The 24,181-nt window shown below is 43.1% G+C and carries 26 protein-coding genes; 11 read left to right on the forward strand and 15 right to left on the reverse strand.

From position 1 onward, the window contains the following. From EKM76_RS06875 to serS, 3 genes are all read left to right on the forward strand, one after another. Nucleotides 1-117 (forward strand): IS3 family transposase (locus EKM76_RS06875; RefSeq protein WP_164507615.1); only part of this gene is annotated, 117 nt, incomplete at its 5' end. A 66-nt stretch (nucleotides 118-183) separates the two neighbouring features. Beyond that, on the forward strand, nucleotides 184-453 hold the full coding sequence (locus tag EKM76_RS06880; RefSeq protein WP_125549954.1) for a hypothetical protein: 270 nt from the start codon (nucleotides 184-186) through the stop codon (nucleotides 451-453). 372 nt (nucleotides 454-825) lie between these two features. Next, nucleotides 826-2,097 carry a serine--tRNA ligase gene (serS, locus tag EKM76_RS06885; RefSeq protein WP_125549955.1) on the forward strand — a complete coding sequence of 424 codons (1,272 nt, stop codon included), beginning with the start codon at nucleotides 826-828 and terminating at the stop codon, nucleotides 2,095-2,097. A gap of 9 nt (nucleotides 2,098-2,106) precedes the next feature. On the opposite strand, the gene EKM76_RS06890 is transcribed toward serS, so the two are convergent. The 3 genes from EKM76_RS06890 to EKM76_RS06900 all read right to left on the reverse strand — a co-directional run bounded on the left by EKM76_RS06890 (nucleotide 2,107) and on the right by EKM76_RS06900 (nucleotide 5,030). Beyond that, nucleotides 2,107-3,498, reverse strand: coding sequence for an MFS transporter (locus EKM76_RS06890; protein ID WP_125549956.1), 1,392 nt, complete (start codon nucleotides 3,496-3,498; stop codon nucleotides 2,107-2,109). Nucleotides 3,499-3,610: 112 nt separating this feature from the next. Next, nucleotides 3,611-4,315: a VIT1/CCC1 transporter family protein gene (locus EKM76_RS06895; RefSeq protein ID WP_125549957.1), complete on the reverse strand. Its 705-nt coding sequence runs from the start codon at nucleotides 4,313-4,315 to the stop codon at nucleotides 3,611-3,613. 25 nt (nucleotides 4,316-4,340) lie between these two features. Then, complete coding sequence (locus tag EKM76_RS06900; protein WP_125549958.1) at nucleotides 4,341-5,030, reverse strand: VIT1/CCC1 transporter family protein; 690 nt, start codon at nucleotides 5,028-5,030, stop codon at nucleotides 4,341-4,343. A gap of 352 nt (nucleotides 5,031-5,382) precedes the next feature. Here EKM76_RS06900 and EKM76_RS06905 point away from each other — a divergent pair, with 352 nt between their 5' ends. Together EKM76_RS06905 and EKM76_RS06910 are read left to right on the forward strand one after the other, a co-directional pair. After that, nucleotides 5,383-5,850, forward strand: coding sequence for a Fur family transcriptional regulator (locus tag EKM76_RS06905; RefSeq protein ID WP_125549959.1), 468 nt, complete (start codon nucleotides 5,383-5,385; stop codon nucleotides 5,848-5,850). 1,632 nt (nucleotides 5,851-7,482) lie between these two features. Then, nucleotides 7,483-8,475 (forward strand): 3-hydroxyacyl-CoA dehydrogenase, encoded by a 993-nt coding sequence (locus EKM76_RS06910; RefSeq protein ID WP_125549960.1) that lies wholly within the window; start codon nucleotides 7,483-7,485, stop codon nucleotides 8,473-8,475. Nucleotides 8,476-8,513: 38 nt separating this feature from the next. Here EKM76_RS06910 and EKM76_RS06915 read toward each other — a convergent pair whose 3' ends face one another. Beyond that, nucleotides 8,514-8,891: a PaaI family thioesterase gene (locus EKM76_RS06915; protein ID WP_125549961.1), complete on the reverse strand. Its 378-nt coding sequence runs from the start codon at nucleotides 8,889-8,891 to the stop codon at nucleotides 8,514-8,516. 31 nt (nucleotides 8,892-8,922) lie between these two features. On the opposite strand from EKM76_RS06915, the gene menB reads away from it, so the two are divergent. Further along, the gene (menB, locus tag EKM76_RS06920) at nucleotides 8,923-9,744 is read left to right on the forward strand and encodes a 1,4-dihydroxy-2-naphthoyl-CoA synthase (RefSeq protein ID WP_125549962.1); all 822 of its coding nucleotides are present in this window, start codon (nucleotides 8,923-8,925) and stop codon (nucleotides 9,742-9,744) included. A 3-nt stretch (nucleotides 9,745-9,747) separates the two neighbouring features. Beyond that, a complete protein-coding gene (locus EKM76_RS06925; RefSeq protein WP_125549963.1) occupies nucleotides 9,748-11,163 on the forward strand; it encodes an o-succinylbenzoate--CoA ligase in 1,416 nt (471 codons plus the stop codon). 24 nt (nucleotides 11,164-11,187) lie between these two features. Here the strand turns inward: EKM76_RS06925 and EKM76_RS06930 are convergent, their stop codons facing one another. From EKM76_RS06930 to trhA, 4 genes are all read right to left on the reverse strand, one after another. Beyond that, nucleotides 11,188-11,535, reverse strand: a complete 348-nt coding sequence (locus EKM76_RS06930; RefSeq protein ID WP_125549964.1) for a hypothetical protein — start codon at nucleotides 11,533-11,535, stop codon at nucleotides 11,188-11,190. Nucleotides 11,536-11,576: 41 nt separating this feature from the next. Then, nucleotides 11,577-12,191: a histidine phosphatase family protein gene (locus EKM76_RS06935; RefSeq protein WP_125549965.1), complete on the reverse strand. Its 615-nt coding sequence runs from the start codon at nucleotides 12,189-12,191 to the stop codon at nucleotides 11,577-11,579. Nucleotides 12,192-12,579: 388 nt separating this feature from the next. Further along, nucleotides 12,580-14,028: a glucosaminidase domain-containing protein gene (locus EKM76_RS06940; RefSeq protein WP_125549966.1), complete on the reverse strand. Its 1,449-nt coding sequence runs from the start codon at nucleotides 14,026-14,028 to the stop codon at nucleotides 12,580-12,582. Nucleotides 14,029-14,176: 148 nt separating this feature from the next. After that, a complete protein-coding gene (gene trhA, locus EKM76_RS06945) occupies nucleotides 14,177-14,812 on the reverse strand; it encodes a PAQR family membrane homeostasis protein TrhA (RefSeq protein WP_125549967.1) in 636 nt (211 codons plus the stop codon). Nucleotides 14,813-15,044: 232 nt separating this feature from the next. Between trhA and EKM76_RS06950 the strand changes: the two genes are divergently transcribed. After that, entirely contained in the window at nucleotides 15,045-15,566 is a 522-nt protein-coding gene (locus EKM76_RS06950) for a DUF1836 domain-containing protein (protein ID WP_125549968.1), read from the forward strand. 21 nt (nucleotides 15,567-15,587) lie between these two features. Here the strand turns inward: EKM76_RS06950 and EKM76_RS06955 are convergent, their stop codons facing one another. Continuing rightward, nucleotides 15,588-17,264, reverse strand: coding sequence for an oleate hydratase (locus tag EKM76_RS06955; protein ID WP_125549969.1), 1,677 nt, complete (start codon nucleotides 17,262-17,264; stop codon nucleotides 15,588-15,590). A gap of 205 nt (nucleotides 17,265-17,469) precedes the next feature. On the opposite strand from EKM76_RS06955, the gene EKM76_RS06960 reads away from it, so the two are divergent. Continuing rightward, the gene (locus tag EKM76_RS06960; protein WP_125549970.1) at nucleotides 17,470-18,042 is read left to right on the forward strand and encodes a DUF2179 domain-containing protein; all 573 of its coding nucleotides are present in this window, start codon (nucleotides 17,470-17,472) and stop codon (nucleotides 18,040-18,042) included. Between the two features lies 1 nt (nucleotide 18,043). Here the strand turns inward: EKM76_RS06960 and EKM76_RS06965 are convergent, their stop codons facing one another. Next, complete coding sequence (locus EKM76_RS06965; protein ID WP_125549971.1) at nucleotides 18,044-18,661, reverse strand: flavin reductase family protein; 618 nt, start codon at nucleotides 18,659-18,661, stop codon at nucleotides 18,044-18,046. Nucleotides 18,662-18,800: 139 nt separating this feature from the next. Between EKM76_RS06965 and EKM76_RS06970 the strand changes: the two genes are divergently transcribed. After that, nucleotides 18,801-19,541: a nitroreductase family protein gene (locus EKM76_RS06970; protein ID WP_125549972.1), complete on the forward strand. Its 741-nt coding sequence runs from the start codon at nucleotides 18,801-18,803 to the stop codon at nucleotides 19,539-19,541. A 47-nt stretch (nucleotides 19,542-19,588) separates the two neighbouring features. Here EKM76_RS06970 and EKM76_RS06975 read toward each other — a convergent pair whose 3' ends face one another. Genes EKM76_RS06975 through EKM76_RS06985 form a run of 3 tightly spaced genes read right to left on the reverse strand, consistent with a single transcriptional unit; the run spans nucleotide 19,589 to nucleotide 22,124 of the window. Continuing rightward, nucleotides 19,589-19,993: a GGDEF domain-containing protein gene (locus EKM76_RS06975; protein WP_125549973.1), complete on the reverse strand. Its 405-nt coding sequence runs from the start codon at nucleotides 19,991-19,993 to the stop codon at nucleotides 19,589-19,591. 18 nt (nucleotides 19,994-20,011) lie between these two features. Then, nucleotides 20,012-20,749, reverse strand: a complete 738-nt coding sequence (locus tag EKM76_RS06980) for a hypothetical protein (RefSeq protein WP_125549974.1) — start codon at nucleotides 20,747-20,749, stop codon at nucleotides 20,012-20,014. A 25-nt stretch (nucleotides 20,750-20,774) separates the two neighbouring features. Beyond that, nucleotides 20,775-22,124: an FAD-dependent oxidoreductase gene (locus EKM76_RS06985; RefSeq protein WP_125549975.1), complete on the reverse strand. Its 1,350-nt coding sequence runs from the start codon at nucleotides 22,122-22,124 to the stop codon at nucleotides 20,775-20,777. A gap of 382 nt (nucleotides 22,125-22,506) precedes the next feature. Here EKM76_RS06985 and EKM76_RS06990 point away from each other — a divergent pair, with 382 nt between their 5' ends. Beyond that, entirely contained in the window at nucleotides 22,507-23,190 is a 684-nt protein-coding gene (locus tag EKM76_RS06990; RefSeq protein ID WP_125549985.1) for an EAL domain-containing protein, read from the forward strand. Between the two features lie 109 nt (nucleotides 23,191-23,299). Here the strand turns inward: EKM76_RS06990 and EKM76_RS13635 are convergent, their stop codons facing one another. Continuing rightward, nucleotides 23,300-23,587, reverse strand: coding sequence for a hypothetical protein (locus tag EKM76_RS13635; protein WP_225417892.1), 288 nt, complete (start codon nucleotides 23,585-23,587; stop codon nucleotides 23,300-23,302). Between the two features lie 48 nt (nucleotides 23,588-23,635). Then, on the reverse strand, nucleotides 23,636-23,911 hold the full coding sequence (locus EKM76_RS13640; protein WP_225417893.1) for a hypothetical protein: 276 nt from the start codon (nucleotides 23,909-23,911) through the stop codon (nucleotides 23,636-23,638). Between the last annotated feature and the right edge of the window lie 270 nt (nucleotides 23,912-24,181).

A 24,181-nucleotide genomic window follows, 5' to 3' on the forward strand; every position in this document is an offset into this window, starting at 1 on the left:
TTGTTGAAGAGAGAGTTTGCCTTTCAAACAACTTTTTCCAATTTTGAGGACTTGGTAATCCGAACCTCAAATTACATCAGTTGGTTTAATTCCGACAGAATTAGAACGAGTGTTTAGAAAAAGATGTGCCATTTATTGACATAGGAGCAATTCATTAACCTCGTTACAAAGAATGCTTACGCAATGATGCAAACACTCCTCCACTTAGAAACAATAGAACAAGTATTAGCTAAAAATGGAACACAATTTATTTTATTTAATTATGCCAACACAGTTGCTTCAATGAAAAAAATAATTAATTACGCGATGGAAAACAACATTTTTGAAAATACAGCAAAAGCCGAATCTGATATAAATAGTTCTCTCAGTGATTTATTGGAACCCAACCATCCAAAAATTGAGCACAAAAAGAATACAGTAAACTTTGAGCAGCATAAAAATAATTCTAAATAGTATTATAACAATATCTTCTATTTAGAGCATATCTTAAAAACGAATACTTTTGGTTCTAAAGGCCCCCATCACCCAAAATTTACTTTTGACATCTCCACCAACAGTGTTATATTTGAAGCGTAATAACAGCGCAATCATAGCAACTAGTAACTACCGGCAATTGCCCAGAGAATTAGCGGTCGTGCAAGCTAATCAACTGTCGCGGTGAATCCATTGCTTAGCTTGACTTGTGAACAGGTCACGGCGAGACGATATACTCAGAGTATTGCCGTTAAGCGGCATAAATACGGGTGGTACCACGTTAATAACGTCCCATAATCTTCTTACGAGGATTATGGGCTTTTTTTATTTCATAAAGAGGGAGTGCTTAATATGTTAAATCCAAAATTGATCCGCAAACAACCTGAACTTATCAAAGAACGACTGGCGACACGCGGCGTTAAACCAGCGGAAATCGATGAATACATCGCGCTGGACCAGCAGAATCGTGACGCCATCACCAAGGCCGAAAATCTGAAAAAAGAAAAGAATCAGCTGACCGCCGAAATTAAGGCTGCTGATCCGCGATCCGCCGCTGGTCAAAGTTTGATCAAACAGGTCAAGCAACTAAATAACGACATTCACACCATTGAAACGCAGCAAAAAAAAGATGCCGAACAACTAAATTACATCGCCGTTCGCCTGCCTAACTTACCGGCGGCTGATTTGCCCGTCGGTCCCGATGAAACTAGTGATACTGAAGTTCGTAAGTGGGGCACGATCCCTGAATTTGATTTCACACCTAAAGCTCATTGGGAAGTCGGCGAAAAATTAGACTTGCTGGACTTTGACCGCGCTGCTAAAGTTTCTGGCGCACGCTTCGTTTACTACAAAAATGCTGGCGCCCAACTGGAACGCGCAGTTTACAATTTCATGCTTGATCTTCACACGCGTGAGCAAGGCTATCAGGAAATCATCCCGCCTTACTTGGTCACAGGCAAAACAATGTTTGGCACCGGCCAATTTCCCAAGTTCAAGGAAGATGTCTACACCGTTGAGGCAACTGGTATGACGCTGATCCCCACGGCTGAAGTACCCTTGACTAATTATTACGCGGATGAAATTTTAGACGAAGCTGACCTGCCGATTTATTTCACTGCACTGACGCCTTGTTTCCGCTCAGAAGCTGGTAGCGCTGGCCGGGATACCCGCGGCTTGATCCGCATGCATCAGTTTAATAAAGTCGAAATGGTTAAATATAGCAAGCCCGAAAATTCTTACGCTGAGCTGGAAAAACTCACGAAAAATGCCGCTGAAGTTTTAGAAAAATTAGGCTTAGCTTACCATGTGATCACGCTTTCCACTGGTGATATTGGCTTTTCTGCCGCTAAAACTTACGATATTGAGGTCTGGATGCCGCAGCAAAAGGTTTACCGTGAAATCAGTTCTTGCTCTAATTGTCTTGATTTCCAAGCCCGCCGCGCCATGATCCGCTATCGTAAAGCAGACGGCAGTGTGGACTATGTGCATACCCTCAACGGCTCTGGCCTCGCCGTTGGTCGCACAGTCGCCGCAATTTTAGAAAATTACCAACAAGCTGATGGCAGCGTCCGCGTGCCCGAAGCATTGCAACCTTACTTGCACGGTTTAAAAATAATCAAATAAAAAATCCGCCTAAGCGCGGATTTTTTTCGTATCTTTTAACATTAACGCTAAGCCTAAACCGCATAATTCAACGACCAAGAATGTGAAAAACACAGCTCGATAACCGCCTAGTTGTGCTTGACTGGTGTTGAAACCACGATGCTGCATACCAGCCGTAACGTTGGCTAAAACCAAGGTAGCCACTGCGACCCCGGTTGAACCAAGAATTTGCCGGACTGTAGTGATAACCGCTGTGCCGTGCGTGATCAACTGATCTGGTAATGCATTAGCACCTAGCGTGACTGCTGGCATCATAACAAAGGCATTGCCGCCTTCGATCAATGCCGCTAGCACCATCATCAACCCTAAATTCATGTGTGCGGCAAAAATAGTCAAAATCAACCACCCGCTACAAATTAAGAGCATCCCCGTCAGCATCACTTTTCTGAAACCGAACCGATCGGCTAATTTACCTGTCAATGGATTAAGAATACTCAACACAACCGCCCCAGGCACCAGCGCTAAGCCAGAAACAAATGGTGAAACGCCGAGCACTTTTTGATAATATAATGGGAAAATAATCGTGACCACGATCAACGCGATATATGAAATTGCGGTCAATAATACGGCTAAATCATAATTGAAAGTTTTCAATACACGTAATTCCAACAATGGTCGACTTAACTGGAATTGACGACGGATAAAAATAAACAACGCCACAATACTTAGCCCCAGCAAGGCCCAGTTAAAGCCCCAGTCGACGCCTGCTTGACCAATTTGATTGACCACGTATAGCACGCCAATGATCCCAATTGAACAAATAATTGAAATAAAATCAATGCTGGATGGCGCAAGCGTCATTACACTTTTGATCGTGAATAAGCTGGCAATAAAAACTGCTGTGATCACCACTAAAAAGACAACGAACAGCCCTTGCCATGTAGTAAAGCGTAAGACGATACCAGAAATAATCGGGCCAACTGCCAAGGCAGAACCCATGACCAAACCGGCGAGCCCCATGGTACCGCCCCGTTTAGCTTCTGGCGTGATTGTCAGCATTACCGACTGATACGATGGAAACAATATCCCGACGGCGATGGCTTCTAATACACGGCCGGTTAGCATCAGCGCAAAATTAGGTGCCAATAAAATAGTCAGCGTACCAAGATCAAAAATTAGCAAAACGCCTAAGAATAAGCGCTTAAAGGGGATGTTCTTTAACAGCCACGGGCTTACCGGCATTATGACACACATCACTAGCATAAAGCCAGTGGTCAGCCATTGGATCGTCGCCGCTGGCAAGTTGAAATAGCGCATCAGTGTTGGATACGCAGTGGATAGTGATGATTGGCTGATCGACATAGTGAAGGTGCCAGCCAATAGAATCGTGATAAACCAGGAATGTTGTTGCTTTGTTTGCACGAGAAAAGCCTCCAAATAATTACTTTACCAAATAAAAAAACGGCTCCGCGTGGACGTAGCCGCTCGTTGTATTTCTAAATATTGCTACTGTTCTGCTGTAAATAGGTGGTTTTTACATCCATTGACCAATGTAGTAATGGATAAACATGGTGATAATTCCAACTAATATATTACGAATAACTGCCGTTTTAACCAAGCCATCGCCTAATTTAGCACTGAGAAAGCCGGTAAGACCAACAGACAGCGTCACAGCAGCAATTGTACTCGGCCACGCCCACGCGCTTGGTGCAATGGTCATAGCGACCAACGGAAATAGACCGCCGGAAGCTGCTGCAACTAACGACGAAAACGCCGCCTGCCAAGGGCTCATATAATGGCCAAGCTCTAGATCGTATTTAACTTGGATCACTGTGCCTAGTGCGTCCTTTTCCATCAATGCTTGGGCAATCTCATTGGCCGTTTCGGCTGTGACACCGCGCGCTTGGTAATGTGCCGTGACCGCAGCTAATTCACTGGCAAAATCTGATTTCAGTAACGCCGCTTCCTTGGCAACCACGGCTTTTTCAGTATCTTTTTGTGAGCTAACGGAGGCGTACTCACCTGAAGCCATTGAAAAAGCACAGGCTAATAGATCCGCCAAGCCAGCAATAAAAATAGTGAATTCATTAGTAGTGGCCGCAGCGACACTGAATAGCACACCAACTACCGTTAGAATACCATCATTGGCGCCTAGCACTCCGGCACGCAAAGTATTTGACCGTTCAGCCATGGTCATTTTACGTTTAGATGTTGTTACTGGTTTAATAGCCTTCATCATTTTTAAGGCCTCCTATTTTGATATATCACCGTGCAAATAAGCTACCAATGACGTAAGTAATGACCATCGTCAATAGCCCCGCAATCACATTACGTAGAACTGCGCGGCCGCGATTAGCATTACCCAAGACCGCCGCTGTGTAGCCAGTGATCGTCAACGCCACCATCACCGCAATAATTGTCGCAATGATTTTAATTGTTGGCGGGAAAAACGTGATCGAAACCAGTGGCAAAATTGAGCCCGTTGGAAAAGCAACCATTGAAGCAAATGCAGCTGCATAGGCGCTTGTTTGCTCACGTGGATTGAATCCATACCGTTCGCGGACTGCAGTGTATAAGCCATCTTTTTGCAACATTTCCTGGGTCGCTTTTTTGGCTAACGCTGCTGGAATCCCAGTTTGCATGTATTTGTGCTGAATAAAATCAAATTCATCCTGATAATGATCATCTAATGCCGCCGACTCTTTCTCAATAGCACGGCGTTCTGAATCACGCTGTGTATTCACTGAAACGTACTCACCCATTGCCATCGAGACGGTGCCAGCCAACATTCCTGCGATACCGGCCAGAAAAATCGAATGACTATTGCTAGTAGCACCAGCAACCCCAATGACGATGCCGGCAATTGACAGGATACCATCGTTAGCACCCATTACACTGGCGCGCATCACATTAATTTTTTCGGCTAATGAACGCTGTTTTTTTGCCCGTTCCATTGTGTTACCTTCTCTGCTCCACATACAGTGGTTAATTTTTATTTACGTACATCACCATTTCGGCAAACGTAACATCCACATTCAAAAACATTTCTTAGCTATATTTAATTTAGAATCATTCTTATTTGTTAACAATTAAATTATAAGTTTATTTTTTAAAAAAGTAAAGTGAATTTTATCTTTTTCTAATAAAGGTGTTTAATGCGCTAATTGAAAACTTTTTTCAGTTCGGATAGGGTTTTAGCTTGGAATCATTCTAAAAAAGTGGTTTAATATAGGTATTAAATTAATGACCCAAAAAAGCAACACTTTTATGACTGAACGCAATCACTTTTAGGAAGGATGACCGCTTGTGGCTACTGATGTTACGGATCAAACGCTGCAGGTTCTGAAGGATCATGGGTTGCGGGTCACACCGCAACGTCATATTATCCTCTCGTACCTTGCAAGCCACCATAACCATCCATCAGTTGAAATGATCCGGGTGGCACTTAATAGAAAGTTACCAAACCTTGGTGCAGCAACAATTTATAACACTCTAAATACTTTTGTCGATCTTGGTATCGTCGTTGAATTACAAAATGGTGACGGCAGCACCCACTACGACTATTTTGGTACACCGCATTATCACGCGATTTGTACCAACTGCGGTCGTATTACCGATGTCACTTATCCTAATTTTAATCAGATCGAGCGTACATTAGAAGCCAAAACTGCCGAACTCACCGGTTACTTAATTTCTGGTAATCATATGGAAGTTTACGGTTTATGTCCTGACTGCCAAAAAAAATTACGCGTAAGTAAGGCAAGTATTAAATAGCATGACACAGAGGCTGCGACATAAGTAAAATTATGTCGCAGCCTCTTTTTTTGGTTCTTTCTGAACCTTGTCTGCAAGCAGAGTAAGTTAGCTTCCATTCCGCCGCCAGTGGACGGAACGAGTGGCAAACTTAGTGATAATCAGAATACGGAAATGCCGGCAAAACAGTCTTTTAACTGTTTTTCAAGTATTTTTATGCGTATATACCTACTTTAAAACTACGAATCACTAGCGACTGTGCGTTAATCTTAATTGAGCTAACTAAATATTTAACCCAATTCATGAAATAGTGATCTAACTCTGCCTACGAGTTAATACAGACAAACTTCAGAAAGAATCTCTTTTTTTTGCCGAACGTTATAGTTTAAAATTGTGCGTATTTCTATGTACAGAATATATTCGCTAGCAGCGCTCGAAAATTGCTTTTTAATTATCAAAAAAATCTGTTATATCGGGCTTTATATCCCCTTAAAAAAATTTACAAAAATAACTAGGTTATCGCTTGCAATCGTTTACAGATGATGCTATATTATGAGTGTGGAAAGGGATAAGACCTGACCAAGTAGTAAAGACTCCTCGGTCTTCGGCAGACTGCTAAGACATGAAGTAGTAGTCGTTGGCAACAAGAACAAGTTAAGTAATGCTTAAGTCTTCGGCAGACTGTTAAGACACGAAATAGCAGTCGTTGGTAACAAGAACAAGTTAAGTAACACTTAAGTCTTCGGCAGACTGTTAAGACACGAAATAGCAGTCGTTGGTAACAAGAACAAGTTAAGTAACACTTAAGTCTTCGGCAGACTGCTAAGACGTGAAATAGCAGTCGTTGGTAACAAATAAGTTAAGTAACACTTAAGTCTTCGGCAGACTGCTAAGACGTGAAATAGCAGTCGTTGGTAACAAATAAGTTAAGTAACACTTAAGTCTTCGGCAGACCACCAAGACATGAAATGGCGGTCGTTGGTAACAATTAGCTGTGTAAAGAAACAGCAGATTAGTTTCTATCTGATCCACGTTGTGAAACGTCGAATCAACGAACAAGTAACAATTCTTTCTGGAGGTGTATGTCGCATAGCAGACATGACCACAGTTCCAACGCTCCTGGTGCTTCGCTAAAACCTAGTTTAAGGGTCTTGAATCCTATCACTAGATAGGTACGACCATACAGATGTAGAAAATTAATTAACAGGTTGGCTAGAAGTTCACCGTATGCGTAAAACTTAATATGAAGGTGTCTAGATATTCAAAAATCTCTGTACGACCAAAGTAGTTTAGGTCAGGCATTTTCCACGATCCGTTAGACTTCAAGACTGAGGAGACTTGAAGTCTTTTTTTGTTGTCAAAAATCAAACTAGCAACAGCCGGACCCCACTGTTCATTACCAACAATATGTTAAAAACTTTTATTCGTCATTTCTACTCCACCTGCTTATTATGTGTATTAAACAACAGCTCAAATTAGCGATACCTACCAATTTAAGAAAAAACGGTCCTTACTTTGTCAAACTAATCACAATTGGTCTATGAACGAACCGTCTGTAAGATAAGCTTTAAATATTGCCATTAAGCTTATAACAGTATAGAATATCCTTGTTTGGTATACCATGATTTAAAAAAGTAGAAAGGGTGTAGATCAATGGAGATTAAAAATGTAGTAATTGCCGGCAGTGGTGTTTTGGGTGCACAAATTGCTTTCCAAATTGCTTTTAAACACTTAAATGTAACCGTTTACGACATTAATGATGCGGTTTTAGGTCAGGCTAAAGTTAAAATGGCGGGGTTGGAAACTACTTATCAAACCGAGATTCATAAAGCCAAATTACAGTTTACTCAGTCAACCGCTAACTTGAATTACAATACTAATTTGTTACCCGGCTTAGATAACACGGTTACCGCTGCTATCAGCCAGTCAGAACATGCTGTAACTTCGACCTTAGCACGGATCAATTACACTTCTGATCTTAAGCAGGCAGTCAGTGACGCAGATCTAGTGATCGAAGCTATTCCCGAAATTGTGACCATTAAGCAGTCTTTTTACCGCGAATTAGCCCCATTAGCGCCTAAAAAAACAATTTTCGCTACTAACTCATCCACTCTGGTACCCAGTCAATTTGCAGCTGAAACTGGCCGGCCAGACCGCTTTTTAGCCTTACATTTTGCCAACGAAATTTGGAAAAATAATACCGCTGAAATCATGGGCCACAAAGATACTGATCCGCAAGTTTTTACCACAATTGTTGAATTTGCTAAAAATATCGGCATGATCGCAATTCCCGTACAAAAGGAACAGCCCGGTTACATCCTGAATTCGATTTTAGTCCCATTCCTCGATGCTGCCGAAATGTTATATCTTGATGGCATTGGTAATCCGGCAATTATCGATAAAACTTGGATGCTAGCTACTGGTGCGCCGCAAGGACCATTTGGCATTCTCGATGTGGTTGGTATCACCACCGCCTACAATATTATTCAAAACTACGCGGCAACTACTGGCAATCAGAAGTACAATGAACTAGCGAGTCTGCTCAAAACTAATTTTATTGATAAAGGTAAGTTAGGCGTCAGTTCGGGCGAAGGTTTCTATACTTATCCTGATCCCGTATACGCGCAACCAGGTTTTTTAGAATAATTTAATCCCACGTGTGCCATTAAATTGGCGCACGTTTTTTATTTGGTCCGTGCGGTGATCATTAATGTCACGGTACTCACGCTGGTTAGCCGCTGACTGTCTTGTTCGTGGACCTCTACCTGCCATGTTTGCAATCGTTTGCCTGCATGAAGTGGTTTGGCGTTGGCGCGCAGTCGTCCTTGTGCTACAGTATAAAGGTGGTGCGTTTCAACGTTGACCCCTACTGCCACTTGTTGCGTCGTATCTAAGTCGGCATTAGCACCTAAACTGGCAGCAGTTTCCGCTAAAATAGTATTGATACCACCGTGAACGATTCCGAATGGTTGCTTCAACTTATCGGTCACCGGTACTTCAATGATTGCTTCAGCGGCAGTAACGGATAACGTTTTGATGTCCAACAATTCAAGTAAATTCATATTGACCTCCATATAGAAAGAAGTTGTGATTATGACTAGTGTAACTTGGCAAAGCGTTAAAGACTACTCTGAAATTATTTTTGAACGGGCCGACAAAATCGCAAAAATTACGATGAATCGACCAGAAAAACTAAACGCCTTCACGCCCGTAACGATTCAAGAAATGATCGAGGCCTTTACGATCTGTCGCGATGATGCCAGTATCGGCGTGATCATTCTGACTGGTGCCGGCGACAAAGCTTTCTCTTCCGGCGGCGATCAAAGTATTCGTGGCAATGGCGGCTATGTTGGCCCCGATAAGATCGCACGGCTTAACGTCCTGGATCTGCAACATTTAATTCGGATCATCCCGAAGCCCGTTATTGCGATGGTCAAAGGTTGGTCCGTCGGTGGTGGCAATATTTTGCAATTGATCTGTGATCTAACGATTGCCGCAGATAACGCTCAGTTCGGCCAGACAGGTCCAAAAGTTGGTAGTTTTGACGCCGGCTACGGTTCCGGTTATTTGGCGCGGGTCATTGGCCACAAACGTGCTAAAGAAGTTTGGTTCCTCAATCATTTTTATAGCGCTGAAGAAGCTTTCCAAATGAATTGGATCAACAAGGTCGCCCCATTAGCCGAAGTTGAGTCGGTCACGCTAGATTGGTGTAACGAAATTCTGACTAAATCCCCAACTGCCCTGCGTTTCATCAAAGCCGCAATGAACGCCGACACTGATGGCTTAGCTGGCTTGCAACAGTTGGCTGGTGATGCAACCATGCTCTTTTATACCACCGACGAAGGCAAGGAAGGTCGGGATGCGTTTAACGAAAAACGTCAACCTGATTTCGATCAATTCCCGAAGTTTCCCTAAATCATGGAGAATTGGTTAACTAAACGTGCTCGTTTGTCACCACAACGCTGCGCAGTACGCGCCGGCAGCTATAGTTTGACTTTCGCCCAGCTACAGCAGCAAGTTCTGCAACAAGCCGGCCGTATCGCTAGTTTGCAAGCTAATGGTCGCATCGCGGTTTTGACCGATAATTCGCTACCAGGCTATCTAACTATTTTAGCATTACAGCAGCTCGGTGTGGCCCCGGTTTTACTAAATTCACGTTTAAGTGTCGATGAATTAGGCCAGCAATTACGCGATGCCGCAGTTACGCTATGTTTAGCTGCCGATAAATTAGTGCGGCCGCTGCCAATCAAAGTGATCAGTTTTAGCCAGCTAGCTCAGCAAACGGTGGTAACAGTCTCACCGGCAGCTGAATTTGTACCGACCGCCACCGCTAGCATCATGTTCACTTCTGGCACCTCGGGTCACGCAAAAGCGGTGTTGCAAACTTACGACAATCATTTCTATTCTGCAATTGGTTCAGCGCTAAATCTAGGTCTAGCTGCAGCTGATGCTTGGTTATGTTGCGTGCCGCTATTCCACATTAGCGGCTTATCGATCATGCTGCGAGGACTGATTTATGGAATGACGGTGGTTTTAGTTGATCACTTTGACGCTAAAGTGATCAATCATTTGTTGTGCACGCAGCCAATCACCACAATTTCCGTAGTTCCCTATATGCTACAAAAGTTACTGCGGGATCTGCCAGCTGATCAACATTATCAAGCAGCCTTTCGTTGTATGTTACTGGGTGGCGGTCCCATTGATCGCGCCACGCTGACCGAGTGCCAGCAACGCCAAATCCCAGTGATCCAATCTTATGGAATGACCGAAACTGCCTCGCAAATTGTAGCTTTAGATTTCGCTAACGCTGCACGTAAACTAGGTTCAGTTGGCCAGCCGTTATTCCCAGTCCAAGTTAAAATTGCGGCTGATCAGCACATTTTGGTTAAAACGCCAACTTTGGCAGCCGGTTATTTAAACCAACCGACTGCTTTTAGCCAACAGTTACATGACGGCTGGTTTGATACTGATGACATCGGCTATCTCGACGACGAAGGCTTCCTATTCGTCCAAGGGCGTAGCGGTGATATGATCAATTCCGGTGGGGAAAATATTTTTCCCGGTGAAATCGAAACCGTCTATCAACAACATCCCGCGATCAAACAAATCATTGTTGCGGGCCGGGCGGACACGACTTGGGGTAGCGTACCACTTGCCTATATCCAACTCAACGCTCCAGTTAGTGCCGCCGAACTACGCGCATACGGCCGCGAACATTTAGCGCATTACAAAGTTCCGCGCGCTTTTTATCTGGTAACGGATTTTCCACGTACCGGTAATGGCAAATTAAAACGACGCGCATTAACACCAGCAGTTGGTGAATTAATAAAATAAGCGCTAGGCAAAATTGCCTAACGCTTATTTTAGTGTTAATCGTTGTTGCACAGCTGTCAGTGCTTGTTTTTTCAGCATCGCTTGTTTTAACTTAATATTATTATCTGATAAATTAACTAGTGCATCATCGAGATTAATAAACTCGGTTTCAATGTACTCTAGGCCTTTACGCTCAGCCGTTGTCAGTGGCTGGCTATTGGCCGTCACTGCCTGCGTTGCACTTACGATCGCATTGACCTCACGAATCGCCTGAGCTTGGGTCCAATTTTGACTTAAGCTGCCGGTTTTGCCACCTAACTTACGCATATCTGCCGCTAGTTTTTCTAAGCGTGCTTTGATTTTTTCTATGTCCGCTACTTTATCTACTGCCATATTTGCTCATCCCTTTAGTTTGACTATAGCACAAACTAAGGCTAGTAACGCCGATTATAATAAATCAAATATTGTTGCAGCGTTCCTGGCGCACAAATAATCTTGGTGATACTTGTATTTTCAGGCTCTGGTAAACTCATTGGATTCTTCGGTTGTACCGCGTTGACCGCAAAACTACGGACTGTAAACCCGTGTGTGACGACCACAATTTTTTCTTGTGGATAACGCTGCGTCATTTCTTCAGTAAATTCACGTACACGTGCTTCAACTGCGGTAAATTCTTCACCCTTCGCTGGAATCGCGTAGTCAGGATAAACCTCACCAGTCGTTGGATTAAATAATTCAGGATACGTTTTACGCAGAGCCGCATTAGTTTGACCATCCCACTGCCCATAAGAAATTTCCGATAAGCGTGGATCATAGCTCAATGGCAGGTCGTAATCAACATTCAAAATCGCCGCTGTCTGCTTAGTGCGCTCCAGCGGACTAGCAATCATCCGATCAGCAAATTTTAAATCAACATGATCATGTAGCACTTGTGCCTGAGCTTTACCGGTATCGTTAAGGTATGTCGCCGGTGTGTTGATCGTACCTTGCTTAATATCTTGCGTGTTTGCCTGTGTCTGTCCATGACGTACGATGTAAAATTCAGTCATTCAAAAGCCTCCTACTTCACAATTAATGTATTAATGTTTCATATGGAACAACCTGCTTTTAGTATACGCTAAAAAAGATTCGCCGTGCAGGCTTTAATTATAGCATCGCATAATTATCTACCTATCAAATAGGATCAGTTCGCTAGACACGACGCTAGGTCTGCAAAAATAATACTCAGTAACAAACGATATTAATATCGACCAAAAAGGATCCCTAAACTAGGCATCCTTAATTGAATCTGAATATCTATTTTCAGCTTGTTTTAGCCAACATTAATGGTACGATTAACGTGATACCAGTAAAACTCAGATTACGTCCCCCGTAAACTGTTTGGTTGCTGGTTCAATGAACGCGCTGATTTTGTCAGTGCGTTTATTTTATTACCGTTTATAAACGCCAAATAATGGGGGTCCGCAGTAGCTGTGATTTTACATTTAATTGCGTTGGCTGTACGTTAGTCAAAAAATAGCCCCGCAAAATCTGTTTCAGCTGCGGCCGCTGCTTTAACGTCGCCGTAAAATTAACTTGCTTAGGCGTTTGACTAGCAGTCGGCGCTTGATCATAAGTCGTCAAATGATAGGTCGCAATAATCTGATTAAGCTTTAAGTTATATTTAGTATCTGTCGCGTAACGTCCAGTCAATACCTTAGTTGCTGCCTGGTAGGTTTTAGCGTTTTGTTTCCAAGTTCCCGCATAATAATTTGCCGCCAATCCAGGTCCACCACGTAATAAGGTAGCATAGTCAACTAACGAGTCTTTGTAATCACCATAACGTTTAAAATTTGAGTTGATCGTATAGAGTTGGCCAAACCCATTATCTTCCTGAGTTGCCATCAACGCACTATGCCCTTGATAACTGCCTTTCACACCAAATAAGTTATAATTTGGTGCTAGTGACAATGTACTTGTGCCCCAATTACTTTCTAATGCGGCTTGCGCGATCATGACTGAGGCATATAAACCTTTAGCCTGAGCAATTTTTTGTGCATCCTTGGCGAATAGCTTAATAAACTCAGAATGAGAGGCAACTGGCGTCCCGGTTGGATAAAGCCAACTATCATCAGCCGTAGTCAGATCATTGCTAAAGCCATTATTATTGTTTGGCGCTGGCGTTGCAATGCTGGTCGCAGTCGATGAAGCCTCTGCTGTATTATTAGTGGCCACACTAGCCTGACTAGTAGTCTGACTGCCAGTGCTAGCTGCTGGTTGTGCGGCTTGACTAGTTACTGGTTTAGCCGCTTGACTAGTTGCTGGCGCCTGACTATTAGCGGCTTGACTAGCAGCCGCATTAGCTTCCGCCTGCTGCTGTGCCTGGCCTTGCGCATAGCCCACTTTATAGCCAGCACGGTAAATCGCCCCTAGCTGTTCGTCGATTTGTACAGCTTTTTGCGCGTATCCGGCGGTGTGGCCTGCGGTAATACCGGCCTTGAATGCAGTTAAAGCAGCGGCGTACTCCTTGTCATAGCCCTGATTGTAATAAATAGTAGCGGTAGCTGGCTTACTGGTATTCTGTGGCTGCTGATCAGTCACATCTTGATCAGCGGCGACTTGTCCTTGCTTTAACTCCTGCTGACCGTGCGTAAATTCTGCGGCGTAATCAGCCTGATAGGTCGTGTCACCGTTCGGATCAAGACTGGTACCACTGTCATTGCCAGCTAAGACATCTTGCTGTGCCGCTAACTGTGCAGCATTCTTAGTTGTCTGCTCTGTGCTGGTCACAGTTGCAACGGCGTGTACTAGCGATGGTACCGCTGTCAAAATTGGCGTGCTTAAAAGTACGCTGGACAATGCCACGGTAGCTGCGCGCTGCGCGAACTTTACATTTTTCTGTGTCATTTCAGATACCTCCATAAAATATTAAAAATTTAGGTGCTTAATCTTAATATACGCAAACTAATCTGTCTTTTTTTATTAATTACACCTATATCTAAATATATTATGGTTGAAATATCAAGTAAACTGGCTTGGCTGGCTTATATTTTGATTATATAAACCAGTAGATCGAGCAAAACATTAATGTGGTGCCCAGCATGACGAAGAAATGCCAGATCAAATGTAGGTATGGCGTCTTGGGGAAGCTGTAGATCAGGGCACCTAAGGTAAAAGTTACGCCACCGGCAACTAATAAGCTGAAGCCGGCTGTCCCTAAATGTGTATACAGTGGGCCCATTGCCATTAGACATAGCCAGCCCATCACCACATAGATCGTGGTTTCCAACTTTTGATGGCGCGCGCCGCTGAAGATGTGTAGCGCAATGCCAGCTAGTGCCAAGCCCCAAATCGCCAAGCACATCCATAGCCCGAAGCTACCTTTGATCGCTAACAAACAATACGGTGTGTAAGTGCCGGCGATCAATAGAAAAATATTGCAGTGATCAAAAATTTGAAAAACACGGCGGGCGCGGGTCAGCGATAGACAATGATAAAGCGTCGAAGCTAAGTAAAGTAACATCAGCGTTAGACCATAGATCGTCAATGCCAGTAATGCTGGTCGTGGCGCATTTAGCCCTCGCCGCACTAACAGGACAAACATAGCGACGCTGGCGATAAAACCAACGCCATGAGTGATCGCGTTCCAAATTTCAATTACCACTACTTGATGCTTCACATTTGTTGTCATAAAAATAGCCTCCGCTAATAATTTCCGTTACCAGGAATTACCATTTTTTGATGGATACAGCTTTCGTTCTCTACCAGTCAAATTGATAAAACAGATCGCCACCAACAAAAAATAATTTGATATCTCTATTTACAGTTTATCACATATAGACATAAAGTCTAGATGATATAACTGTGTTTTTAATGTATAATAGACTTATCACCTAATTAATTTAGGTATTGGAGGGATTTTTGTGACTGAAATTAAGTTTAATGTATGGCTAACGACGCTGGCCGCAGTGCGATTACCACTTTGGCAAGAATTGCCTGAATTTGATCTTTATATGGATCAAGTGATCACTGAAACAGATCGTTATCTCCGCCCGTTAAGCATTGAACCGCTAACTAAAAGCATGGTCAATAGCTACGTTAAGCGCAACATCATTCATCGGCCAGAAAAAAAGCATTACACCCGCGCTCATTTAGCCGAAATCATGATCGTCAGTTTATTCAAGGCTGTTTTCCCGCTGGAAACGATCCATTCCGGCATCCACCAGGCAGTGCGCACAACCACACCGCAGCTGGCTTACGATCAATTCATTGAACGGATCAATACAGAATTAGCGCAACTAGATCAACCAGCGGCCACCCCTTTATTTAGCTCGACTGATGCTACCCATGTATTGACCCAAAAAGCCGCTATTCGTGCGATTTTATATCAGATCATTAGTCAACATACTTTAGCCACTACACAAAAAGATGCACCTCAAGCCTAAGCTTGGCGCGCATCTTTAATTTTATCTAAACATCGTCTTAGTTGCTCGCGCCATTACTTTAGGATCTTTTTCATAATGGTGTAGCGGTGTTAACTCAGTTTCTGGGATCCCTAGGAAATGGTATACCGCGATTTGAGCACACCGGAAAGAATACTGTTCGGTAAAGACCATATCAAATGGCATTTCGGCAAATTGGCTAATAAATGCTAAGTTACGTGAATGTTCCGGCACGACTTTAGGCCGATCACCGACCGCGCGCCGATTGAACAAAGCACTGGCATACGGCATATAAACCGGGATCACGTTAACAATACTAGCCATGATCTCATCCGTGTGGTTGCGCACATTATCACGCGCATTGTCGACTTCTGCTAAATGACCTAGAAATTCCTGTAAGATTTCTTTACCCGTCATTTCAATAAATGGCTTGTGCACATAATCGCCGCGGCGGCGCGGAAACATGGCGTAACCCCAGAAAATTGTTTCATTTTCTTTTTGGGCGTGAAAATGCGGTTGGTGATGGACCACGATCGAAAGTAAGTTATTACTATCGATCCAAGTATTCAACGCGTTACCTGGTCGTTGCTGAGTGATCCGTGTGATTTGGTTCAACAAATAATGGTTGTCTGTGGTGACCGTGAAGCTCATCCACTCACTTTGCCCGCGATCATTGAAGAATTTATCTGGATGACCAAGATTATAAAAATGTTCAGTGGCCTGTTTCCACAATTGGGCACTTGGTGCGTATTCCAGGTTCTCCTTGATCGGTGTATTAATATCGCCGATCGCGACACTATCGGTGATCGCTCCGTTGGTGTCAAACACAAAATCCGCCGCATTGATCGCAATTTTACCTGTATCACCGGTTTTTACATCTACATAATTTAAGCCTGTGACCACAATCTCATCGCGTAATGGCGTATCTTGGAAATCAAAAGCCGTGATTTTATAGTTATCGACGAAATGCACGCCATGATCACTTAAATATTTGCGCATCGGTAAAACGATGCTCTCATATTGATTATATGGTGTCCGGGTAACGCCAGCTAAAGTATTGATCCGACTAAACTCTAAAATCATCCGGTTCATATAACGTCGTAGCTCCATCACGGAACTTTCTTTTTTAAAGGCAAAAGTCGTCTGCCACATATACCAAAAATTAGTCTGAAAAATATGCGGACTTGATTTAAACCATTCGCTGATCCCAATATCGTTTAACTCCGCTTCCTTAGCGGCTGGCAGCAACATTAATTTGGTTAAAAGATACCGGTCACGATTATTGAACTGCATGTGCCTATAATCCTTTTTATCACCTTTATTACGGATACCATCTACCTTATCCAATAAGCGGGCGACATCATGGGTTGGGTGTGCATAATCAAAACCTAAAATATCAGCGGTCACCGATTGCCCCGGATTATCCAGCGAAGGTACCTCACGTAATAGATTCCATAAATTTTCATAAGTTTCTTCATTTAGCATGCGGCCGCCTTCTGCTAAGAAGCCGCGGTTATTGCCTAGCGGCTGAATACCATATTCCTGTTCATAGTCTGCTACCGCGGCACCATCATTGGCACCATGCGTATTTAAACCATACATTGTGATCTGCTCGCCGCTCCAACCACCATCGCGAATTAAATAAACACCTGCTGCAAGATTACCGACGCCTGTACCGATCATGTACGCTTTTTGTACCATAAACTGCCACGCTCCTCTATGCTTACTTTGGTTTATTAGCTAGACTGTTAACAGCCCAATCATACAATAGTAAGCGCTTTTAGTCTATGGATGACAGCACGCATGAACTTTTATGCGCTGCCGTAGTAAAAATTTCAAGCTTGCCTTTTACCTGATCCAGCCGCTAGAATTAACAGTGAATCATTTAATAGAGGAGGCAGTCGTGATGCACATTAATTTTGGGTTTGTCTTTTTGGTCTTCGGGATCAATGTGCTCTACCTAACGATCAACACACTGCGGTTGATTTTTCAAAATAAAGGCTTGATTTGGATAGCGCCATTCTTTGGCATGGTTGAAATATCACTGTACACGATTGGGTTAAATTACGTCCTCAATCGTTTAGCTGAGCCAATTTATCTGGTGGCTTACGCGCTTGGTTTCGGCATCGGCATCGCTTCTGGCATGCTGATCGACCGTTGGCTAGCCATTGGTTACGTCATCGTCCAGATCATCATTCCCCAAGGCGAAGAAAACACCGACAAAAAAACACTGGTTCATTTGCTACGTGATGCCGGCTACGGTGTTACCGAATTTGACGGTATTGGCCGCACTGGCGCGCGCATGGTATTAGAAGTATTAGTACCACGTAAAGATGAAAAAACAATTTATGCGCTGGTATTGGCGTTTAACCCCCACGCCTTTATGCTGTCATTAGAACCGACCAACTTTAACGGTGGCTTCTGGGTCAAGCGAATTAAGCGGCGGCGCCAGATCATCGCTGAACGCGCGCGCAAATAATCTAACGCGGTCGTACTAACCGATAAGTTGGCCCTAATTCGGCGTATTCAGTGCCGGCTAAACGCGCTACTGGCTGTAAAGCACTTGGTAAAATATACTGGCGTTCAGCGTCGAAAACATCCGTGGCAAAATAGAAATCGCTGACTCGTAGCACAAATAGATCCGCCATTGGCTGGTCTGCGCTATCCTTGATCAGAACATGTTGATAAAGCGATGTTTCAAAACGAATCTTCGCGGCGGCCAAGCCGGGAACGGCCACCGTATGACTAGGCACCAGCTCAAGTTGCGCTGCAGTTGCCTCACTTTTATCAGCTGGTAAAGTTGCCGCCGTGGCGTTCATTTGCGCTACCAAATCAGCCGACACAATATGAACCACCGCCTCGCCGGTCGCCAATAAATTGGCTGCAGTATCTTTTGGCTGCTGTGCTGATTTACGGCCGATTGCTAAGGTCATTAGTGGTTCGTTGCCGGGCACACTAGAAAAGAAACTAAATGGCGCCAAATTAACCACCGCGCCTGCTAGGGTCGTCACCCAAGCAATTGGCCGTGGAATAATGCTGCCACTGATAAATTTATACTGTTGTTGTGCCGTCAGATCTTGCCGCGTAAAATGATACATTTAATTAACCTCGCTTAATTTCATATGCTACTTTGCCATAAATTTAGCCTTTTACCATAGAATTAGCAAGCAAACTGTCAGTATTTTATGCGAAAAACTGTTAAGCTACACTTATTGTGAAATAGAAAGGTCGACACTAATGGATACCATTGAACTACTTAATCAGCATCGCTCACAGCGCACTTTTAGCGCTAAACCTATAAATAACGAACTACTTTCGCAGCTGATCACAACGGCGCAACACGCCGCCTCCAGCATTTTTCTACAAGCCTATAGTTTTATCAGCATCACCGACCCAGTATTACGTCAACAAATCGCCGCCGTAACGACCATGCCATTCGTCCAGCAAAATGGCCATTTATTGATCGTCGTAGCTGATCAGCATCGCAATGCTACTTTAGCACAGCAACAAGGCCTCAATCCACAGCTATTAAGCGCTGCTGACCGTTTTCTAGCTAGCGTTGAAGACGCAACCTTAGCCACACAAAATTTGGTGACTGCTGCTGAAAGTCGCGGTTTAGGCACTGTTTTTCTCGGCAGTGCCTTAAATGACGCCGCAAAAGTTATTGAGCTGTTACATTTGCCTAAATTAACAATGCCGCTTTTCGGCTTACTGATCGGCTACCCTGATGGTGAAAATGAGCTCAAGCCCCGCTTACCAGAAGCCGCTGTTCATTTTACTAATGGCTATCAAGAACCAACTACTTATACTGCCGCGTTGACCGATTATCAGCAAACCCTACAACAATATTATCAAGCGCGCAGCCATAATGCTCGTCACGCCGACTTTGATCAAGTTATCCGTGGGGCTTTAACTTCTAAGCATCCGCGCCGCGAGCTACTAACGATTTTGCACCAACAAGGCTTTCTCAACGAATAATTAAAAGGCGTCAGCATTGTGCTGACGCCTTTTTAGCGCGCTTAACTTTATAATTGAGTCTCATCAGTGGTGACCAAATTGCGCCCGCGACCTTTGGAAAGATAAAGCATCCGATCAGTGCGCTCAAAAAGATGATCAGCGTCATCATCATAAGCACGTAAAGTAGCGATACCAATAGAAACCGTCACTTTAATGGTGTCCTGATCATACTTAACGCTTAACTGCTCGAGTTCCTTTTGTAGCCTACTAGCAAATTGGTACGCTGCGTTCACTGACAGTCCCGGCAAAATAACATTAAATTCTTCCCCACCGGTACGATAGCATTCTGCTTGATCAATTTCACGGGTCACTCGTTCCAAAATCATCCCAACCTGCGTTAAAACTTCATTACCAGCCAAGTGACCATAATGATCATTGATGTTCTTGAAACGATCAATATCCATTTCCAGCATCGTAAAAGTTAAATTATTTTAGTGCGCCTTAATAAAGGCTTGAGCGTACTCCTTGTTGAAAACATTGTAATTTTTCAATTTAGTTAGAGAATCAATACTAGCTTGGCGGGTCACCGTTAGCAGTTGTTGATTTTCTTGAAATAACGTGGTCAAACCGTAGAACAACAGTGTCTCCATGATCAGGAAACTGATCATGTTGTACCACATTTCTGCTAATGATATACGGCCAATGCCATAGATATTGACATTGTGCACGACCACCCAGATAATCACCGCGATTCCTTCTGCAGCTGGTATGATCCACGCTGCAGTCGTATTATTGCGGCGAATCAAGTAAACCGCTAAGCAGATCGTTAAAAAGGTGACCAGCATAAAAATACTATGATAGAGCGTTTCAACTGAAAAATCATAAAACAATAAATGCGCTAAATCATCGCACAATAAAATAATAAAACTGGAAAGAAAACCTAGAAAAATGACGATAAAAATAAGTAATAATAATCGAAAATTAATAAAGGCCGTGTAGGCACGCACCCGAGCGGCGCTATATTCAAAGTAAGCCGCTAAACAAGAAAAGTAAACAATACTTATTAGTTTCAAGCGTCCAACTGAAAAATCAAGCTTATCGATTCTTTTGCGTTGTTTATTGTAGTGCTGCAGCGTCGTCCGCACCAATAATTGGAAAAATAAAATAATCCCTAATGTAAAGAAAACACCGGTAAATAGCGGCTGGACAAGCCAAAATTGTTGCGTCACAATTATCCTCCTTAAACATCATCCGTTACTTAGCAGTTGCCTGTTTTTCCTGGACGATTGCTTGTTGTGCCACTAAATTTAAATAATTAAATGGTTGATCATAGTTAGGTTGGAACAGCATGTCCACGTAGGCCAAGTCGTCGATCGTATTCTGATTTTGAATACACACCGAAATCGTATTCGCCGACTGCGCGACTTCGTGTTTGCTAAATAACTGCGCACCAAGGATCCGCCGATTCGATCGATCATACACTAACTCAATGGTCAGCATCGCAGTTGTTGGCATATAATTTGGCCGATAATCATCATGAAACGTTACCGCTGCTGCATCAAACCCATCAGCTAAGGCAGAATTTAAGGTTAAGCCAGTTGATGCCAAGGTATAACCAAAAATAGACAGCGCGGAAGTTCCTTGAGTACCCATATACTTCTGCGTATGACCAAAAATATTGGTCGCCGCTAGAATACCCTGCCGAACGGCATTAGAGGCCAGTGGCACATAGGCTGACTTACCGGTTGGATTATAGTGGGTCACACAAGCATCCCCAGCAGCATAAATATCTGGATCTGAAGTCTGCATGTAATCATTGATCAGAATGGCCCCGCGTCGATCCATATCAACTTGACCACGTAGTAACTCTGTATTAGGTACGAAGCCAGTACAAACGATGACTAGATCCGCCTGATGTTCACCCTTATCGGTTTCGATCACCACCTGATCATCACCGCTAAATGACTGCGCACGCTCACCTAAATAAACATGGACGCCATGGTCAGTTAATAGCGTTGTGATTTTATCGGCTAAAGGTTTATCCACATAGTTGTTTAGTATCTGATCACGCCCTTGGATCAATGTGACTTCATGATCAGTATCCGCGTAGCTTTCAGCTAGCTCGACCCCAACATAGCCGCCACCAACGATTGCGACGTGCTTATGATTTTGGGCGGTTTTGTAGATTTCTTGGGCTTGGGCATAGTCTTTGCATAACAATACGCGGGAATTATCGATACCAAATAAAGGCGGCACCACAACATAGGAGCCAGTTGCCATGATTAATTTATCATAAGTGTCCGTGGTGATCTCTTCACTAACTAAATCAGCACAGGTAACGGTTTTTGTTTTGGCGTCGATTTTAAGAACGTCATGTTTCATGCGGACAGTCGCGCCTAACTTGCTTAATTCTTCCGGACTAGAATAGAACATATCCTCCAAACGCTTCACCTGGCCACCTAAATAAAGCGAAATCCCGCAAGATAAAAAGGAAACATTATCATGCCATTCGTAAACGGTCACCTCAGTTTCTGGATGCTCTTGTAAAATTTGCGTAACGGCGATCGTACCTGCGTGCGTACAACCCACAACAATTACTTTCATTGTTATTCTCCTTTCATAAAAATAGTCTTCATATGGTATAGATCAATATTAAACACAGAATACGCTGGCGCCACCGTATCCTTGTGCTAGAATGAAACTAAGGTCTAAATTTAGGTTGCTGGATAAGCTAAAAATAATTCACAACATCTAATTTATATTATAATACGTTATAGAACAAACAAACCATGGGATTTTTTAAAACATGCTCAAATTCGGATACAGCGCAATCTAATCATCATTAATTGCTTTTAATTAAACTGAGGTAAGAGTTAGCACTAAAGATATGCGCTAGACCAATAAGTACGATTCAATTTTCATCCCGCATGGCTTCGATTTCGAATCTAAAAAACGCTTAATTAAGCGTATGAAAGCGAGTATAAAAATGTATCGCTATTTTATTCAACCACAATTAAATAAAATTAATAATTCACTGATCGGTTATGAGTTATTAATGAAAAAACACACGCCAGACGGCTGGCGACCACCACACCACTTCTCTGATATTCCAGCTAAAGTGATCGCGGAGACTTTGATCGCCACCACTGAACAGTTAGCATTAAAAATTGGCTCAGTTTCGATCAATCTCAACCGAACCCAGTTGATGGATCCACAAATTGATGAGGCGATCATTCGCTCACAGATGCAACTCCGACCAGTAAAATTAGTCGTTGAATTAACTGAAGAACCAGGTGATGAACATTGGCGGATCGATCAATTACTGCCGATGATCAAAAATTTCACCACCCGCGGTATGGAAGTTAGCCTAGACGATGTCGGTATCGATGAAAACAAGTTAGCGCGCATTCAACCCTTAATACCGTACGCGACGGAAATCAAGTTTGCCCTGCAAGACTTCACGGAAACACTGGAAGATCACGCTTTGCAACAACAGGTTATTTTCTGGCGTGATTTGGCGGCACAGCACAACTTACGTCTCATTCTTGAAGGAATCGAGAATGCCACCGATGATGCAATTGCCGATCGATTAGCCATTGATCTGCGACAAGGCTACTATTATGGTAAGCCTCATTTATTGAAGTTACAACCGGATGACCCAGTTAGCTGACGCCGTTTTTTTGCTAGCACGTACTCAATTATCAAATACTATTTAAATTCCAGAAAAATACGAAGTAAATAAAAAACTGCCAATCAGCGTATTGGCAGTTTTTACTTTACTATTCAGTTGTTGACGTAGACTGAGCAGCAATACTTTCGGCTTTAGCACGTGTTTCACTAACATCCTGTTTTGCTTGTAATAAATCGCGCTGCGTCTGACTTAACTCATTAGTTTTACTATTTTTGGCATCAGCTACCTGTTGGGTCAAATCACTAACTTTTTGGTTTAAGCTACTGATCGTTTGGTTAGCTGTATCCAAGTCTTTTTGCTTATTATTAACAGTCGTTTGCAGATCAGCAACCTTCTGATTACCCTCGGCAATTTTTTGCTGGATCTGCTGTTGCAAGCTGGCAGTATCGTTATTGTATTGCGTTTGTAAATTATTATATTGCTGTTATAAAGCCGTTACTTGTGCCTTACTAGTTGCCAGATCCTGTTGAGCTGTCGTTAAATCACTTTGCGCTTGTGTCAGCTGATTTTTAGCCGTAGCCAGCGCGGTGTTTTTAGCAGTCAATTGCCCGTTGATTTTATCCAAGGCCGTGTTGATCGCATCAACGTCTGCGTGCCCTGACCAGTAATTATCGGCCAATGTTTTAGCACCAAATCCAGCGAAAACCAAAACAACAGCCGCAACGACACCTAGTGTTACCTTTAATAATTTATGTTTCATCATTAAGCTCCCTTATTCTCTACTCCACAATAGTGGGTTTTTCAAATTTTCATGTTACGGACGGTAGTTACTTTGCCGACCGTCAAAAAATTCCTAATAAAATTATCGTTACTATGATTTAAATTACCAGGAGCTTAAGTCTAACATTTACTTTTAGTAAGTACAAATGAAAATTATGGTAACATTCGTAATGAAAAGGCTGTCATAACGGTATTCGTTGACTAAATGTACGGTAAGCTCACGGTACGCCTAATTAGTCACCAGAAAAAA

It is taken from the genome of Loigolactobacillus zhaoyuanensis (genome assembly GCF_003946385.1).
GTDB lineage: Bacteria > Bacillota > Bacilli > Lactobacillales > Lactobacillaceae > Loigolactobacillus > Loigolactobacillus zhaoyuanensis.

Coding starts and splice junctions, on each gene's coding strand:
- EKM76_RS06970 (WP_125549972.1), top strand. CDS start 18,801: ATGGATACCATTGAACTACTTAATCAGCATCGCTCACAGCGCACTTTT.
- trhA (WP_125549967.1), bottom strand. CDS start 14,812: ATGACAACAAATGTGAAGCATCAAGTAGTGGTAATTGAAATTTGGAAC.
- EKM76_RS06960 (WP_125549970.1), top strand. CDS start 17,470: ATGCACATTAATTTTGGGTTTGTCTTTTTGGTCTTCGGGATCAATGTG.
- EKM76_RS13640 (WP_225417893.1), bottom strand. CDS start 23,911: ATGAAACATAAATTATTAAAGGTAACACTAGGTGTCGTTGCGGCTGTT.
- EKM76_RS06965 (WP_125549971.1), bottom strand. CDS start 18,661: ATGTATCATTTTACGCGGCAAGATCTGACGGCACAACAACAGTATAAA.
- EKM76_RS06940 (WP_125549966.1), bottom strand. CDS start 14,028: ATGACACAGAAAAATGTAAAGTTCGCGCAGCGCGCAGCTACCGTGGCA.
- EKM76_RS06895 (WP_125549957.1), bottom strand. CDS start 4,315: ATGATGAAGGCTATTAAACCAGTAACAACATCTAAACGTAAAATGACC.
- EKM76_RS06915 (WP_125549961.1), bottom strand. CDS start 8,891: ATGAATTTACTTGAATTGTTGGACATCAAAACGTTATCCGTTACTGCC.
- EKM76_RS06985 (WP_125549975.1), bottom strand. CDS start 22,124: ATGAAAGTAATTGTTGTGGGTTGTACGCACGCAGGTACGATCGCCGTT.
- EKM76_RS06910 (WP_125549960.1), top strand. CDS start 7,483: ATGGAGATTAAAAATGTAGTAATTGCCGGCAGTGGTGTTTTGGGTGCA.
- EKM76_RS06900 (WP_125549958.1), bottom strand. CDS start 5,030: ATGGAACGGGCAAAAAAACAGCGTTCATTAGCCGAAAAAATTAATGTG.
- menB (WP_125549962.1), top strand. CDS start 8,923: ATGACTAGTGTAACTTGGCAAAGCGTTAAAGACTACTCTGAAATTATT.
- EKM76_RS06930 (WP_125549964.1), bottom strand. CDS start 11,535: ATGGCAGTAGATAAAGTAGCGGACATAGAAAAAATCAAAGCACGCTTA.
- EKM76_RS06990 (WP_125549985.1), top strand. CDS start 22,507: ATGTATCGCTATTTTATTCAACCACAATTAAATAAAATTAATAATTCA.
- EKM76_RS06975 (WP_125549973.1), bottom strand. CDS start 19,993: ATGCTGGAAATGGATATTGATCGTTTCAAGAACATCAATGATCATTAT.
- EKM76_RS06925 (WP_125549963.1), top strand. CDS start 9,748: ATGGAGAATTGGTTAACTAAACGTGCTCGTTTGTCACCACAACGCTGC.
- EKM76_RS06935 (WP_125549965.1), bottom strand. CDS start 12,191: ATGACTGAATTTTACATCGTACGTCATGGACAGACACAGGCAAACACG.
- EKM76_RS06955 (WP_125549969.1), bottom strand. CDS start 17,264: ATGGTACAAAAAGCGTACATGATCGGTACAGGCGTCGGTAATCTTGCA.
- serS (WP_125549955.1), top strand. CDS start 826: ATGTTAAATCCAAAATTGATCCGCAAACAACCTGAACTTATCAAAGAA.
- EKM76_RS06880 (WP_125549954.1), top strand. CDS start 184: ATGATGCAAACACTCCTCCACTTAGAAACAATAGAACAAGTATTAGCT.